Genomic DNA, 16076 nt, shown 5'->3' with positions numbered 1-16076 from the left:
AAGTGATTGCGCGGGTGGATCACAGAATTGAATTGGTTGATCGCTTAATTGCGTCACTCTGCTTTTATTGCGCCGGTTCAAACTCCAATTGCGTCACTCTTACACCAAATTGTATCGTTTCAGAGCTGAATTGCTTCCATTTGTTCTCGCCTAATATAGTTATTCAACACAAAAGAGCTACCCGAGGGGGCAGCTCTTTATCTATGTAGATCAATTATCAGTATGTATGGCGGAGGAAGAGGGATTCGAACCCCCGCGCGGTTTAACCCGCCTGTCGGTTTTCAAGACCGATCCCTTCAGCCGGACTTGGGTATTCCTCCGCGATATAAAATAATGGTGGACCCTGTAGGACTCGAACCTACGACCGATCGGTTATGAGCCGACTGCTCTAACCAACTGAGCTAAGGGTCCATGTAAGGGGCGACTGATGGGAATCGAACCCACGAATGCCGGAACCACAATCCGGTGCGTTAACCACTTCGCCACAATCGCCATTTGATTATGTATGTAATTAGGATAGCGGCGGAGGGGATCGAACCCCCGACCTCACGGGTATGAACCGTACGCTCTAGCCAGCTGAGCTACACCGCCATAATGGCTCCACAGGTAGGACTCGAACCTACGACCGATCGGTTAACAGCCGATTGCTCTACCACTGAGCTACTGTGGAATAAATTATGTAACATCTGTCTTTTGTTGAAGACAAGAATTATAATACCAACCTCTGAAGATAAAGTCAATATGTTTTTTTATTTTTTGGGCTAACAAGTAAATTAAACAAAATCTGGGCTTGATGCTTGTCAATTATAGCACAAATCATCCTAAAAAAGTGCCACTCTGAATGTATTTTACAAAATGAACGAACTATAGCAATTTAATTTATCATTGCGTCCTTTCCTCCATTTATACAAAGGAAAAGAGCTGCCCTATCTGGACAGCCCTCAAACATTAGCGAACTTCTCCAATAACCGCTTCAGCGATATTCACTGAGTGGTCACCGATACGTTCTAGGTTGCTTACAATATCAACAAACACAATGCCGGCTGCACCCGAACATCTTCCTTCGTTCACCCGGGCAATATGCTGTTTACGGAGTTTACGCTCCATCTTATCAATAAGATCTTCCTTCTCAAGAACAGAACGAGCTTGATCAATATCCCCGTTGTCTAGAGAGGAAATAGCTTCTTGCAAAGTAGAGATCGTCAAATCAAACATCTCACGTAAGTCACTGATTGCCGTGTCTGACATGACTACTTTATGAGTTTTTTGATAATCCTTAAGCTCTACAATATTCTCTATATGATCACCGATCCGCTCGATATCACGAACAGTATCCATAAGCATTGAGTGCATCTTAGAATCTTGATCCGATAGTGAACGTGATGAGATTTGAATAAGATATTCTGTGATCTTGCGATCTAGGTTATTAATCGCACTTTCAAACTGTGTTGCCATTTCGGCATGACGTTTCTGTCCATTCTCTAAGTATTGACTAACTTCAATGAGCCCTTTTTCAGAGAAATCTGCCATTCGAATAACCTCTTGCTTGGCTTGTCCTAAAGCAATAGCAGGCGATCTGCCGATAAAGCGAGGATCAAGATGCTTCGCTTTGTATTCAACCGTATACTCATCACCTGGTACAAGCTTCGTTACAATAACAGCTAGAACTGCAACAAACGGAAGCTGAATTATGGTGTTCGAAACGTTAAATATACCATGAGCAAAAGCAATCGTCATCGGGCGGTTTAACCCCAGTTCTAACGCTAAGAAACTTATTAAGTTTAAGAACAGTGGGAAAACAATTAATACAATTACAGTACCAATCAAATTAAAAATTACATGAGTTAACGCTGCACGTTTTGCGGCAACAGATGCCCCAATAGCAGCTAAGATAGCTGTAATAGTTGTTCCAATATTATCTCCAAACAATACAGGAAGAACAGCATCTAAAGTCATCGCTCCTTGATCATACAGTTGCTGCAAGAGTCCAATTGATGCGCTGGAACTTTGGACGGCAACTGTGAAAATGGTACCAATCAACACACCAAGCAGCGGATTATCTGCCATTTGAACCGTTAAATCAGCAAATGCTTGCAAGTCACGCAATGGCTTTAATCCTTCTCCCATTAGGTCTAACCCGTAGAATAATGCACCAAATCCAAAAATGACCTGACCAAAATTATTTACTTTCTTCTGTTTGAAGAAGAAAATCAAGGCAGACCCTAAAGCAATGATTGGCAGTGAGTAGGCTGAGATTTTAATACCAATAATGAACGCTGTTACTGTCGTTCCAATGTTAGCACCCATTATGACACCGATCGCTTGTTTCAATGTCATAAAACCAGCATTTACGAGTCCAATCGTTAAAACTGTTGTACCGGTACTTGTTTGTAGCAATACTGTTACAAATAACCCGGCAAAAACCCCCATAACAGGGTTCGTTGTAAACTTGTCCAATAAGTCACGCAGTCTCTCCCCTGCTACTTTTTGAAGGCCGTCCCCCATAAATTTAATCCCAAAAAGGAAAATCCCGAGGCCCCCAAAAAACATGAACAAAAGTGTCTGTAAATCCACTTAATCTCATCCCCTCATTTTAGAAAGTCATTCCTATTTAATTTTTCGACTTTCGACAAACCTCAACAATGACACCCCATCTATTATTAAGCATTTATAAACATTTTGTAAATATGATTTTTAAAATTTTTTTTTATAAGCTCGAGCTTTTCCAAAATTAAACTTGTTCATGTATTTGAAACTTGTTGAAACTACCGCCTTCAGATAAAATATGTGGTGGTATGAGAGGAGAATAAAATGAGCACTTTCCAATTTTTTTATAAAAGTTTATATGATAAGAAGGTTTTAGCATACAGCAGATTCCAGCCTGTCACTAAAGCACTGCTTCATGTATTACTTGTCGTGTTTATTGCATGTATACCTTTTATAGTCTCTCTTATTATGACGTATGTATCCAGCATAAACCAGCTTGAAGAGAGCCTTGAAAACGACTTGCCGCCCTTCTCTCTAAAGAATGGTGAACTGCAAGCAGAAATTGAACAACCTTATGTAAACGAATCGCTGTCTGAGGGGGTTTTTGTTCTTGACCCAAATAATGAATTAACTACCCAAGACCTTGAACAGCTTGGCGAAGGAATTATTTTTCAACAGAATGAAGCACTCCTATTCAGGTATGGTTCAACGCATTCTGTTAATTATTCTTTAATAGGGCTCCAAGAGGTCAGTGACACAGAGCTTAACGAACGGCTAACTGATATTAAAGGATTCCTCCCTTTCTTGCTCGCTATCATATCATTGCTTATGTACAGCGGCGTATTAGGGCTTGCTTTTCTCGGGATAACAATCTTGGCTTTTGTTGCTTTATTATTTAGAGGTACCAGAAAAAACATTCAGTATCGTCATATGTGGTTAATTACAGCTTATGCGATGACCCTTCCTGTGATCTTATTTGCTTGGGCAGACGTTTTTATAGGGGGCATCCCTGGATACTTCTTAGTTTTGGCTATACTTTGTATGATTGTCTATGCGCTAAGCGCTATTCCAAAACCAAAACAAAAAACCAAGTGATGAGCCTGATCAGGCCTCATCGCTTGGTTTTTCTTCGTTAATCTTCTTTACCACAATTCGTGTCCCATCAACATCAGTGACTTTCACCGTCATATTAGCCTCAAGCCATTGTCCCCCGCTTGTAGCACTATAATGCTTATCTTCAATTTCGACGGTTCCCGTAGGCCTAAACGCACTAAGGGTTCTACCTTCTTTACCTACCAGCTCTCGGTAATCTTCTCTTAAAGAGTTATACCCCATATCCCCTGTCAGACGGTCTTTTAACGTAAGACGAGCCCAGAGATCACGAGATGGAAATACTTTCAAAAATAAACCGGAACTAAACCCACCTACTAAAAAGCCCATTGATACTAAAATACCATAAATTAAATCTGGTGCAGGCAAAGCTAGACCTGTAATCATAAGAAGCACACCTAATAAGGCGACTGTCCCATCAGTAATTACTTTACCATCTACAATAATCAGTGCTAAACCAACGACATAAAGAATGACAACCCAAAATCCTACGTCACCCGCTAGGTGATAAGAGAAATACATAGCCATAATGGCCACACCGAGTATCGCGAAAATCCCTCTCATTCTAACAAGAAGTTCACCAAATAAGAATAATGTGCCTAAAAAGACTACAAAAAAGCCGATTGTTGCGGAATCTAGCCATTCCATATAAACGTCCCTCCTCTTTTTATGTATATACGAAAAAAAATAAAAATTGTTTCAATTTTTTGGTTATATGTAACGATGAATAGTTAAATCGTTCCCTTGGTCAAGATAATCATACAGCTACATGATAATACAAGATCAATTCAGGAGGTATTGAAATGAAAAAAACAGGAAAAGCGATGATTGAAAAAGCGAAAAAACAGTCAGTCAAACCATTCGAAAAGACAGTCCCTGCCTACATACATCGTACTACACCTTATCGTTTTGTGTAAAAGAAAAAGAGAGGGAACTCTCTCCCTCTCCTATGCCTCAGATGTAAATAGTCCTTTAAGTGCTTCAATTAACTGAGCGATCACTTCTAGAAAACGACTAATAAAGTTCTGCGTGTCTTCACGTGCTAAAAATTCACCTAAGTTATCGCGGACTTTAGAGATTTGATCTTGTACCTGATCCCAGTTAATATTTAAGTCCTTCATTCGCATGAATAATGAAACCAGACCATCAAGTTCTTGCTCTGTCAGTTCAATCCCAAGTTCTGCTGCAATCCGTCTGATAAGTTCTCTAAGATCCTCTTCAGATTCTACCGGATTATTTGCAATTTCTTCTTTAATTCGGTTCATAAGTTCAGTAGCTTCTTCTACCCCGATCGACTCGGCAAGCTCTGCCGTACGGACCATTTCTTCGTTCGCTACTTGCTTTTGCTCTTCAGGAATCTCAATTTCAGCTGCAATTTCATACGCTTTAATCAGACCTGTTAAAGCAGCTGTCCCTGAAACAGGGAATGGAGCTGTGACATAAATTTCAGCATCTTCCACACCTGCAGTTACTAATGCGTTCGCATACATGCCTTCAGATACCCATGTAATATTATTCGTTTCTACATTGATTCCAGCCCCTTGCTCCGCCAAAGTGATCTTTGTAGAAGATAAGGCACGCGTACCAATTTGTGAGGAGCTAATATAATCACCCAAGTATTCTCTTTCTTCTTGGTTACTGACTGTAATAATCTCTGTCTCTTCAGTCTCATTCATTTCAGCTAAAATCTTTTCTCGATCAGCTGGTGATAGATTTTCCCCCAATGTGACAATCACGTCTCCAGGTGCAGCGTCTGCTAAAGCAGCTGCTGGCAAGAGCATTGGATACAATAACGTAAACACGAGAACAAGCGACAGCAGTTTCTTCCATGAGTGTTTCAAATTAATCTCTCCTTTATTCTGACCACTTACCGGCCATACGGCATTCATCATTTACCAACTATTAGCAACTATATAACGAATGCTCTACTCATTAGGAAACAGTTTTTACAGAAAAAAGAAAAGGGACTTTAGATCTATCTTTTATTCATTCTCATGAAGTTTGATGGGTTTCACATGTTTTCCCAATTGGCAGACACGTCCAATTCCATACTAAAACCACACATGTCACACCTGCTAAAAGTAGGATGTTAAAACTCATTTGCATACGGTCATCTAACCATACACCAAAAAAGTACGGTCCAAAAGCAACGCCAAGAAAACGGACCATTGAATAAATGGAAAAGATCATTCCTTTTATCTGCTGATTGACAACAGCAGCCACAGCCGCACTGCATCCCGGCAACAGAAAGCCAAGTCCGATTGAAAGAAGGCTGGTTAGCAGTAAATCACTTAAGAAGCCGCTTGTAAAAATAAATACCAATGCCACCAAAATGAAAAGCAATAAACCTGTCAAAATACACCTTTTAATTTGATCTGCATTTTTCAAAGCATACTTACCTGTCAAAAGGGAACAAACTGTTAAAAGAAGTAATGGTACCGCTAATACAAGACCTTTGATTAACCCATTAGAAGAATACATTCCTTCCCATTCATAAGAAAGTAAAAAGAGAAATCCGAACAACAAAAACATTCCGGCGCCGCTTGCTAAAAAAATAGGCATCAGAACATTTCTTTCGCTTTTAATAAACTGAATTGCTTCTCTGATCATCCCCTTGCCTTTTTCTTCTCGCACAGCTTCGTTTTTCGGAATAACTAAATAAAAGCCCATAAATGCTAAAAGGGCTGCCGCTAAATACACAACAAAACTGTAATACCATACTCCAAGTAATACCGCTCCTCCTATGACAGGACTGATCACTTTTCCAACCCCATTAAAACTTTCAATTGATGCTAGCGCTTGATTCCGTTTATCTCCTTGAAATAATTCCGCTGCAAGCACCATCGCAATCGGCGTCACTCCTCCTGCTCCAATCCCTTGAATGAATCTTCCGGCAAGAATCGCTTCAAACGATTGAAAAACAGAGCCAGCCCCAGAAATGATGCACCCTAACATGACAATCAGCAATGAAACCATCACTATATTTCGTCTGCCATAACGATCACTCAATAGGCCGCTAACAGGAATAAACAGTGCAGAAGGAACAGAAAAGATCGTTAAGATTAATCCAGCTTGCGCGGTCGATATCCCAAGTTCAGCTTGCATAAATGGGAGGACCGGTATGAACATGGAGTTGCCAAGAACCATCACAATAGGCAGAAGTCCAATTATAGTAAGCACTAACAACGGACGAGCATTCTCTGTTTGTTTCAATGTATTCACCACGCCTTTTTTTATGTCCATTCATTTTTAAATAGCTTGTCATACTTTTCCAAGATCAACATACACTTATAGAAAGAACGATTGTCTGTCGTGTGATATTTCATCTAAATGGCAGGAGATCCTGAGGGAGGGACAAGCATGAAACGGATTGGATTCGGACTTATTATCCTGATCATCCTTTATAGTGTTTATTATGATCTAACGATTGGCACTTTACCCAATGGCCTTACAGCAGCACCTGAGGAAACGGTTGAAATTGAAGAAGCGGAGTCTGTCATGACCAATGAAGTAAGTGAAGAACCAGTGATTACAGAACCATTTGTTGAAGTGGTCGTTGAACCTGGGTATACCGTTCTCTCAATTGTTGAACATTTACATGAAGGAATTGTTCCCTTCCCTGCCTCCATTCAAGAAGTCATCTTTGATTTCAAACACTTGAATCAAGGGATTGAGCCTGAAAACATTCAAATAGGAGAAACGTATAAGTTTCCTTATTACGGCAATCAATGACTTTCTTCTTGCCAAATCGAAACGCTCATTGATAGAATGAATACGTATCTCATGAGTGACTAGGCAAAAATGGCTGAATCCATTTTTGTTATAAAAGGAGCGATTGGTCAATGACCGAATTAACACATCGTACAAAAACTCGTCCAGTTAAGGTCGGTAATTTGACGATTGGTGGAAACAATGAAGTAGTTGTTCAAAGTATGACTACGACCAAAACACATGACGTTGAAGCAACTGTTGCAGAAATTAAACGATTAGAAGAAGCGGGCTGTCAGGTTGTTCGTGTCGCTTGTCCAGACATGCGTGCAGCGGAAGCTATCGCTGACATTAAAGCACAAATCTCTATTCCACTAGTAGTTGATATTCATTTTGATTACAAATTAGCTTTAAAAGCTATTGAAGGCGGAGCAGATAAAATCCGTATTAACCCGGGTAATATCGGCCGCCGCGAGAAAGTTGAAGCTGTTGTTAAGGCTGCTAAAGAAAAAGGTATTCCGATTCGTATCGGTGTAAATGCTGGATCGCTTGAAAAGCGCATCCTAGAAAAATACGGTTACCCAACGGCTGATGGGATGGTTGAAAGTGCTCTTCATCATATTAAAATTTTAGAAGACCTGGATTTCCATGACATCATCGTTTCAATGAAAGCCTCTGATGTGAATCTTGCTATTGAAGCATATGAAAAAGCAGCGAAAGCTTTTGACTACCCGCTTCACTTAGGTATTACCGAATCAGGTACATTGTTTGCTGGTACAATTAAAAGTGCTGCTGGCCTCGGAGCCATCTTAAACATGGGCATAGGTAACACTGTGCGTATTTCATTAAGTGCAGACCCTGTAGAAGAAGTAAAAGTTGCCAGAGAGCTGTTAAAGTCGTTTGGACTAGCGTCAAATGCAGCTACTCTTATCTCTTGTCCTACTTGCGGACGAATTGAGATTGACCTTATCAGTATTGCAAATGAGGTTGAAGACTATATTTCAACGATTAAAGCACCGATTAAAGTGGCCGTTCTTGGATGTGCTGTAAATGGTCCTGGGGAAGCCCGTGAAGCCGACATCGGCATTGCAGGGGCACGTGGTGAAGGACTGCTGTTTATGAAAGGTGAAATCGTGCGTAAAGTACCGGAAGAAACTATGGTCGAGGAATTAAAGCGTGAAATTGATAAAATTGCTGAAGAATATTTTGAAGCACAACGTCAATTAGAAAAAGCATAAGCCACCAGGCTTATGCTTTTTCCTTATGGAGTGATAACTTTATGGAGTGATAATTAGTTATACTCCTGCTCCCACATCTCCTACCGCTAAAAAAACGGCGAGAAAAAGACGGTCATTAAAATCGACACAGCCCCGATACCAATAGCCCAGTTACCGAGCGAGGTAGAGCCGATACGACGTGATACAAAACCAATAACAATCCCAGCTGCTCCAAGCAATACTGGTAAGAAGAATAACGATAAGATGGAAAGAACAATCGCAAAGGTTCCAACACCACGGCCAGCCGTGACATCATCTTCATTGCTGTAAGCTGTATCTCTGCGTTCTGCTGACTCAACCTTTTGGTCTTCGTCAAAAGGACGCGCACCAGCCATTCCATTTACCGCTGCATACTCAGCTGCGCTTTCTTCTTGGAAGCTCGGTTGAAGTGGATATTCTGAGTTAACAGGCTCCTCTTCTACCTCAGCATGATTTTCTGCCTCTCGTTCTTCTTCTGATAACGCTAGTGAAAGGTCACGGTCATCATCTCGTCCTTCAACATGGTTATTTACCAAAGTTAAAGAACGATCATCCTCATCCAACAAGCGAATGGGTTCATCTTTTGGATGCTTATCATCTGCCATACGAATCCCTCACTTTCAAATTTTGTGGGAGCAGTAATAGTATGACGCCAGCACGTAAAATTATCGGAGTTAATCTTTACAAGTGCAGGAAATGATCTAGACTTCCCTCCCCTCTTTCGTGTAAGGTAGGTATAGAATAAAGAAGTTTGAATAAATCTTTACGAATACTGAGCTATGAGGTGAACCATATGACAACTAAGAAGAGATTTGGATTGGATATAGATGGAACAGTCACAGATCCTAATACGTTTGTTCCACACTTAAATAAACATTTTAAGCAGTCACTCACTTTAGACGACCTTACACAATACGATTTAACATCAATTCTTAAGATCTCGGAAAAAGAATTTTGGGACTGGATGACTAAACATGAAGGAACCATTTATAGTGAAGCGAAGCTTGCACCTTATGCTGAAAATATTCTTCATAATTGGTCTAGACAGCATGATTTGATTTATATCACTGCAAGAAGACAACACCTTGATGAAATTACAAAGGATTGGTTTGTCTCTAATCAAGTTCCCTTCGATCACATTGAACTTGTCGGCAAGCACGATAAATTAGATGCAGTCAGAGAACATAAATTAGATATTTTCTTTGAAGACAAGCATGATAATGCGGTCATGATTGCAGAAGAATTTAATATTCCTGTTATTTTAATGGATACCCCATATAACCGATTAAGCGCTCCTAAAAATGTGATTCGCGCCCACACTTGGCAGGAAGCAAAGGATTGGGTTGATCAATGGATGCTTGAGACTGCAGAAAACTAATAAGAACTCCATGACAAAAAGACGAAACGCATCGTTTCGTCTTTTTGTCTTACTTTTTCGGACGGAATGTATGACAGCAGGTTTCAGCGCTTTTATCTGCTGCATCTCGATGCAGTGCATCCGCATAAGGCTCATCACTAGCTTCCATGTGATAATTCCTATCTGCATGGCTGTCGATCTCCACTAGGATTGATTCTGCCTGACACCGATTCCCTTCTCCCCAAAACGCACAGTTTGCTACATTGCATTTTACAATTGGATTTGCCATTAAGCATCCCTCCTGCTACTAGCATGTTTCACAAACCAAATAAAGAAACCAGTAAATTGATGGGGCTCTTCCCATGAAAAAACCCCCGCTTAAAGCGAGGGCTTCATTGTGTTTCATTATATTTAATTCCAATGCTACGATCTGCACTCCTCACATTTTCCATAGATCTCAAATTTATGACCGGTCACTTCAAAATCAGGATACATTGTATCAAGTGAATCCATCGGACAGCTATGAATGTGCTTTGTTTTACCACAATCAAGACAAATAAGATGATGATGATGTTCACTTGTGGCACAGCTAAAGCGGAAGCGTTTTTCTCCATCAAGTTCCGTAGCTTCTAATATATTTAAGTCACTAAACAACGAAAGGTTACGGTAAATGGTATCAAAGCTTAAACCAGGATACTCATCTTGAAGACTTTCTAATACATCTTTTGCCGATAAGTACCTTTTTTGGTCTGCAAAAAGCTTCAGCATATCCGCTCTCTTATCTGTATGCTTATATCCTTTATTTTTTAATACCGTCATTGCTTGATCAATATTCACGTTTAGCCCTCCTTTGCCACTCATTGATGATCTTTTTAACACCCATTACGATCACAAGCTGTAACATCCCCATTACAACAATCATCCCGCCAGTGGCAATATTAAATTGATAAGAGAAATAGACTCCAGATAACATAGCAATCTGAGCAAATAGGATTCCAAACCCAATCACTTGTTTAAAGCTTTTAGAGAGATGAATGCTTGTAGCCACAGGCAATACAATCATTGCACCTACAAGTAAAATCCCCACAACCTTCATTGACATCGCAATAATAAACGCGACGAGTATCGCGAATACTTGATTCATAAAACGGACTGAGATCCCTGAGACCGTAGCATATTCTTGATCAAAAGAAATGGATATAAACTCTTTATAAAATAAAATAACGATACCAATCACAATGAGTGCTGTATAAATAATAAATTGTAAATCTTCGCGGCTTACACTAACAATACTTCCAAATAAATACGCATACCATTCATTATACCCTGATTGAGACAAGCTCATAAAAATGGCACTTAACCCTACACCAGCAGATAAAATAATAGGGATAGCAAGCTCTTGAAAGTGTTTATAAAGATCACGCAGCTTTTCAATAAGCAAAGAGCCGGCAACAGCGAAGATAAGTCCTGCATACATAGGGTTTAAATCACTAAAAATCATCGTTGTCGATCCTAATAAAACTCCAGCAGAGATTCCTGTTAGGGTGATATGAGATAGTGATTCAGAAATGATCGAAACTCTTCTGACCATCAAAAAAGCACCCACAATCGGACAAATAAGAGCAATCAAAACTCCTGCTAACACTCCGCGTTCTATAAATGTTAAATCCAATAATAATTCCTGCATGATGTATCTCCTACCTTCATTGAATGCCCTGCAACACCCATGAAAAAGTCTCGACTTAAAGAATTTGTTGATTTCCGCTGCAGGTGCTTGTGTTCAACGGGCGGACCCGGAGCCTCCTCGTTGCATTCACTCCTATGAGACCTACCATCTTTTCAACACAATTAATGCAAATAAACGTAAAACCTCCCTGCAGTAGTTGTTGATATATGCTGCAGGTGCACGCTTTCCGCGGGCTGCCCGGGAGCCTCCTCGTCGCTACGCGCTCCTGTGGGGTCTCCCTGGTCACGCGCATCCCGCTGGAGTCGGCGCCTTCCGCTCCAATCAACAGAGGAAGGATGTTATATTGTGCACCCACATAATAAGCAGCTGTTCAGTGATCTTAGCAGATGAACCCAAAGATGTCTGCTTTTATTAATTTGACCTGAACCATAACTAAATCCTTCACATAATCATTACAAAATGCAACAAGCCAGCGGATGAAATATGCGTAGACTCCAGCGGTGCCTAGAGCAGGGCTGAGATCCCGCAGGGCCAAAGCCCGAGGAAGCTCAGCAGCTCACCGCGGAAAGCGAAGCATATTTCAGGAGCGAAGACTATGCTATAACCCATGTTTAACACACTTACTAATTAAACTTAAAGCTATAACTTCATCCCCCACATAAAATGCAAGTAACCCAGCGGATGAAATATACGAGACTTCTGCGAAGACTAGAGCAGGAGTGAGATCCCACAGGGCCCAAGCCCAAGGAAGCTCACCAGCTCCACACGGAAAGCGTAGTATAGTTCAGAAGTGACGAATCCGCTATACCCCATGTTTGAGTACTGAATTTATAACTACATCATTCCAGACATTTCTGAAAGAAGCTATAACCCAGCTTTATTTCTTCCCATACGCTCGCTTCCAATTAATCTGGCGTGCTCCCATCATCTTATCAACTGCTATTGAGCCGATTAAAATCAGGACAGCTAATATAACGATCGTACCGCCTGGCGCTAAGTCTAGCTGATAAGCTAAAATTAAGCCGCCAATGACAGAGATTTGCCCAAATAAAATAGAATAGACGAACATCTGCTTAAACCCTTTGGCAAAACGCATAGCAGCGGCCACCGGAAGAGTCATTAAGGAGGAGACAAGCAAAATTCCAACAATTCTCATAGATGCAGCGATCACAAGTGCAACCATGACAATAAAAATAAAATGAACCAGCTTCCGGTTCAAACCAGATACGACAGCTTGTTCTTCATCAAAGGACAAGAAAAATAATTCCTTATAAAATAGTGTTAACACAACTAAAACAACAATAGTCACACCTAAAATCGTCCACAAATCAGAACGAGTAACAGCAATAACACTCCCAAACAGGTAATTAAATAAATCATTATTAAACCCATATGCAAGCGAAATAAACACTACCCCTAACCCAATCCCTCCAGATAAAATAATAGGAATAGCAATTTCTTTATAATATTGATAAACGCTTCTTAATTGCTCGATTAACAAAGCTCCCCCAACTGAGAAAACCATTCCCATGTAAAGAGGGTTTAGCCCTTGAAAGAACACAACATGCTTTCCGAGCAACAAACTCGCTGCAATACCGGAAAGAGTAATATGGCTCAGGGCATCAGCGATCAGTGATAATCTTCTAACAACCAAAAAAACACCTAGCATGGGTGCTAAGAGCCCTATCATCACTCCAGTAAAGAAAGCGTTCTGTAAAAATTCATACCGAAAAAACGCCTCAAGCATTGATTAATGACCTCCATGACTATGATTATGTGTCAACAAATGAACATCATGGCCGTAGATAGCAGAAAGATCTTGATTTTCTTCAAATTCTTTAGGTCCGCCATGAAAATGCAAGTTTTTATTTAAGCAAGCTACATTTGTAACATGATCTGTCATTGCACCAATATCATGAGTAACCATTAAAAGGGTGATCCCTTTTTCACGATTTAAATGACTCAACATATCATAAAAAGATTTGACGCTTTTCGCATCTACCCCGACTGTAGGCTCATCAAGAATGAGAAGTTCTGGATCACTTACAAGTGCACGTGCAATAAATACGCGCTGCTGCTGCCCACCTGACAACTCTCCTATATTTTGGTTCAAATATTCAGTCATCCCTACACTTTTAATCGCTTGACGAACTTTTTCTTTATGATTACGATTTAGAAAACGGAATAAGCCTACTTTTCCGTATAACCCCATAGAAACAACTTCAAATACGGTTGCGGGGAAACCTGAATTAAAACTGTTTGCTTTCTGAGATACAAAGCCGATCTTATCCCATTTCTTAAACTTATCTACACGCTCCCCAAATAAATACACTTCTCCGCTTTGAGGTTTTTTCAGCCCTAATATCGTTTTAATTAAGGTTGATTTTCCGGAACCATTTGGACCAACCAACCCTAAAAATGCTCCCTTTTTTATAGGAAGTGTAATATTTTCTAAGACCACTCGGTTACCATAACGGAAAGACACATCCTTAATTTCAACGATCGTCTGAACTTGTGTCTCTGATTTTGTAAGTGTCGTTGCAGGCATTGTTCTCCCTCCCACTTTAAAAGTACTATTACCAGTTTATCCATAATCGGTTCATTAAATAGTCAGAACCGTTCCGATTTATAAGCAATCTTTTCTCATTATAAAGCAAAATAAAGATCTGTCTACCCTTTTGCCTGTGGGTGTACTTGATTAGAGATAGACGTCCGTATGGATCTGATCTGATATAATAGAAATAATCCAATTTTATCCTCTGTTTTTATTAAAGGAATTTTACTTATTCAATGGCATTTGGTGTTTAATGTCACTATCTGAAAGGATGAGATACATGAATATGAAACGTTTTGCCATTATCGATATTGGTTCTAACTCCATCCGACTTGTTATAACAGAATTAGATTCGCAAGGCCGCTTTAAAGAGTTACATAATGTAAAGAAAGTAGCAAGGTTAAGCACTCACCTTAATGAGGCTGATGAACTGACTGAGACCGGTATAAATCGTCTAATTGAAATCTTGTTAAGCTTTAAGGAAATGATGAATTTTCACGAGGTTGCTCAAATAGCTACGGTAGGTACACAAGCCTTACGTCAAGCTGAAAATCAGCAGGCAATTGTCGAATTAATATCTGATATGCTCGGTATAGATATCCGCATCTTGTCTGAATATGAAGAAGCGTATTATGGTTATTTAGCCGTTGTCAATTCAACCGCGATTGAAACTGGATTCACCATTGATATCGGCGGAGGCAGTACGGAAGTGACTTACTTTGAAAATAGAGAGTTGAAGCATTACCACAGTTTTCCTTTTGGAGCGATCACTCTTCAATCTGAATTTATTAAAGGTGAAGAAGCCTCAAAAGACGTGCTTGAATCAATTAAAGAATATGTTCTTGGACAGTTTAGAGAGCTCCCTTGGCTAAAGGATTGCAAAAGTCAGCATGTGATTGGGATAGGGGGCAGCGCAAGAAACGTATCACTTGTCCATCAACATCAGCATGAATACCCTCTTGGCGGCTTACATCAATACGAGATGAGTGCCGAAGAATTACAAGATACCGAAGCACTCCTATCACATCTGTCTCTTAGCGAGCGTCAATCTCTTGATGGCCTGTCAAAAGACCGCGCAGACATTATCGTCCCTGCAGCCATTGCGATTACTACTTTTTTAGAGTATACAGAGGCAGAAACCTTTGTAATGAGCCGGCGCGGTTTACGAGATGGACTGCTGTATGAAGAAATGCTTCGTCCGATGGAAACTGACCGATTTCCAATTGTTGTAGAGGAGAGCTTTCATCAATTAAGCCACGATTATGACATTAATTTATTTCATGTTACGTATATCACTACTTTAGCATCCAAACTATATCATCTTTTTAAAGACTTTTGCCCAGTTGATCTTGAAGAATCAGAAGCACTTACATTATTGAAATACAGTGCGAAGGTATTATATATTGGGGAGTTTATTAATAAGGAAGCTAGCAGCCAGAATACCTTTTATTTGTTGACGAATATGACGGTTGACGGGTTAAGCCACAAAGAGCGTTTGGCAACTGCCTGTATTTCCTCCTTTAAATCTAAGTCAGCACTCACACGGTACACTCATCCATACAAAAAACTTGTAACAAAAAAACAATTAAAGAGCTATGAGTTTTTAGGGTCATTAATGAAGCTGGCATACAGTCTAAACAAAACAGGCCGTCACTTAATATGTGAATTAGGTGAGCTGAAAAAAGACAGCTCGTCTTATGAGTTGACCATTTATTACAAACATGATTGTTCATTTGAACAGGAATATGCCCTTAAGCATAAGAAACATCTTGAACGTGTAATTAATGAGAATATTAAGCTCGAATTTGTACCCTTTGAGCTTTAGACACGGCTAATCTTAACATACTATTTACATTCAGCTGATAAACTGTAAGAGGACAGTGCAGAACGATCCAACATCCTATTCACAGAAAGGGT

At 40.0% G+C, this 16076-nt stretch carries 15 protein-coding genes and 5 tRNA genes; 5 read left to right on the top strand and 15 right to left on the bottom strand.

All coding sequences use genetic code 11. From position 1 onward, the window contains the following. Positions 1-227 precede the first annotated feature (227 nt). From BPOF4_RS06010 to BPOF4_RS05985, 6 genes are all read right to left on the bottom strand, one after another. A tRNA-Ser gene (locus BPOF4_RS06010) sits at positions 228-320 on the bottom strand. A 14-nt stretch (positions 321-334) separates the two neighbouring features. Beyond that, positions 335-411: transfer RNA gene (locus BPOF4_RS06005), tRNA-Ile, on the bottom strand. Between the two features lie 8 nt (positions 412-419). Continuing rightward, positions 420-492, bottom strand: a tRNA-His gene (locus BPOF4_RS06000). Between the two features lie 25 nt (positions 493-517). Further along, positions 518-591: transfer RNA gene (locus tag BPOF4_RS05995), tRNA-Met, on the bottom strand. A 4-nt stretch (positions 592-595) separates the two neighbouring features. Further along, positions 596-670 (bottom strand) — tRNA-Asn (locus tag BPOF4_RS05990). A 278-nt stretch (positions 671-948) separates the two neighbouring features. Continuing rightward, positions 949-2574, bottom strand: a complete 1626-nt coding sequence (locus BPOF4_RS05985; RefSeq protein WP_012958190.1) for a Na/Pi cotransporter family protein — start codon at positions 2572-2574, stop codon at positions 949-951. Positions 2575-2811: 237 nt separating this feature from the next. Here BPOF4_RS05985 and BPOF4_RS05980 point away from each other — a divergent pair, with 237 nt between their 5' ends. Continuing rightward, entirely contained in the window at positions 2812-3582 is a 771-nt protein-coding gene (locus BPOF4_RS05980; RefSeq protein ID WP_012958189.1) for a DUF1189 domain-containing protein, read from the top strand. Positions 3583-3591: 9 nt separating this feature from the next. On the opposite strand, the gene BPOF4_RS05975 is transcribed toward BPOF4_RS05980, so the two are convergent. The 3 genes from BPOF4_RS05975 to BPOF4_RS05965 all read right to left on the bottom strand — a co-directional run bounded on the left by BPOF4_RS05975 (position 3592) and on the right by BPOF4_RS05965 (position 6840). Next, positions 3592-4245 (bottom strand): NfeD family protein, encoded by a 654-nt coding sequence (locus BPOF4_RS05975; RefSeq protein ID WP_012958188.1) that lies wholly within the window; start codon positions 4243-4245, stop codon positions 3592-3594. Positions 4246-4544: 299 nt separating this feature from the next. Continuing rightward, the gene (locus tag BPOF4_RS05970) at positions 4545-5438 is read right to left on the bottom strand and encodes a DUF1002 domain-containing protein (protein ID WP_041822279.1); all 894 of its coding nucleotides are present in this window, start codon (positions 5436-5438) and stop codon (positions 4545-4547) included. Between the two features lie 151 nt (positions 5439-5589). Next, the gene (locus tag BPOF4_RS05965; protein WP_081457631.1) at positions 5590-6840 is read right to left on the bottom strand and encodes an MFS transporter; all 1251 of its coding nucleotides are present in this window, start codon (positions 6838-6840) and stop codon (positions 5590-5592) included. Positions 6841-6957: 117 nt separating this feature from the next. Between BPOF4_RS05965 and BPOF4_RS05960 the strand changes: the two genes are divergently transcribed. Both BPOF4_RS05960 and ispG read left to right on the top strand, forming a co-directional pair. Beyond that, entirely contained in the window at positions 6958-7329 is a 372-nt protein-coding gene (locus BPOF4_RS05960) for a hypothetical protein (RefSeq protein WP_012958184.1), read from the top strand. A gap of 110 nt (positions 7330-7439) precedes the next feature. Next, complete coding sequence (ispG, locus tag BPOF4_RS05955; RefSeq protein WP_012958183.1) at positions 7440-8543, top strand: flavodoxin-dependent (E)-4-hydroxy-3-methylbut-2-enyl-diphosphate synthase; 1104 nt, start codon at positions 7440-7442, stop codon at positions 8541-8543. A gap of 86 nt (positions 8544-8629) precedes the next feature. On the opposite strand, the gene BPOF4_RS05950 is transcribed toward ispG, so the two are convergent. Continuing rightward, entirely contained in the window at positions 8630-9166 is a 537-nt protein-coding gene (locus BPOF4_RS05950; protein WP_012958182.1) for a DUF4190 domain-containing protein, read from the bottom strand. Positions 9167-9354: 188 nt separating this feature from the next. Between BPOF4_RS05950 and BPOF4_RS05945 the strand changes: the two genes are divergently transcribed. After that, a complete protein-coding gene (locus tag BPOF4_RS05945; protein ID WP_012958181.1) occupies positions 9355-9939 on the top strand; it encodes a 5' nucleotidase, NT5C type in 585 nt (194 codons plus the stop codon). 49 nt (positions 9940-9988) lie between these two features. On the opposite strand, the gene BPOF4_RS05940 is transcribed toward BPOF4_RS05945, so the two are convergent. The 5 genes from BPOF4_RS05940 to BPOF4_RS05920 all read right to left on the bottom strand — a co-directional run bounded on the left by BPOF4_RS05940 (position 9989) and on the right by BPOF4_RS05920 (position 14153). Continuing rightward, positions 9989-10207: a DUF1540 domain-containing protein gene (locus BPOF4_RS05940; RefSeq protein ID WP_012958180.1), complete on the bottom strand. Its 219-nt coding sequence runs from the start codon at positions 10205-10207 to the stop codon at positions 9989-9991. Positions 10208-10341: 134 nt separating this feature from the next. Next, entirely contained in the window at positions 10342-10755 is a 414-nt protein-coding gene (locus tag BPOF4_RS05935) for a Fur family transcriptional regulator (protein WP_012958179.1), read from the bottom strand. After that, a complete protein-coding gene (locus tag BPOF4_RS05930) occupies positions 10745-11605 on the bottom strand; it encodes a metal ABC transporter permease (RefSeq protein WP_012958178.1) in 861 nt (286 codons plus the stop codon). The genes BPOF4_RS05935 and BPOF4_RS05930 overlap by 11 nt, the downstream gene beginning before the upstream one ends. A gap of 877 nt (positions 11606-12482) precedes the next feature. Further along, positions 12483-13352 carry a metal ABC transporter permease gene (locus BPOF4_RS05925; RefSeq protein ID WP_012958177.1) on the bottom strand — a complete coding sequence of 290 codons (870 nt, stop codon included), beginning with the start codon at positions 13350-13352 and terminating at the stop codon, positions 12483-12485. Positions 13353-13355: 3 nt separating this feature from the next. Then, the gene (locus BPOF4_RS05920; protein WP_012958176.1) at positions 13356-14153 is read right to left on the bottom strand and encodes a metal ABC transporter ATP-binding protein; all 798 of its coding nucleotides are present in this window, start codon (positions 14151-14153) and stop codon (positions 13356-13358) included. A gap of 286 nt (positions 14154-14439) precedes the next feature. Between BPOF4_RS05920 and ppx the strand changes: the two genes are divergently transcribed. After that, positions 14440-15984 carry an exopolyphosphatase gene (ppx, locus tag BPOF4_RS05915; protein ID WP_012958175.1) on the top strand — a complete coding sequence of 515 codons (1545 nt, stop codon included), beginning with the start codon at positions 14440-14442 and terminating at the stop codon, positions 15982-15984. The last annotated feature ends 92 nt before the right edge of the window (positions 15985-16076 follow it).

The organism is Alkalihalophilus pseudofirmus OF4 (assembly GCF_000005825.2).
Lineage (GTDB): Bacteria > Bacillota > Bacilli > Bacillales > Bacillaceae_D > Alkalihalophilus > Alkalihalophilus pseudofirmus.
The sequence above is the reverse complement of the archived record's forward strand: the minus strand, read 5'-3'. Positions and strand labels throughout refer to the sequence as shown.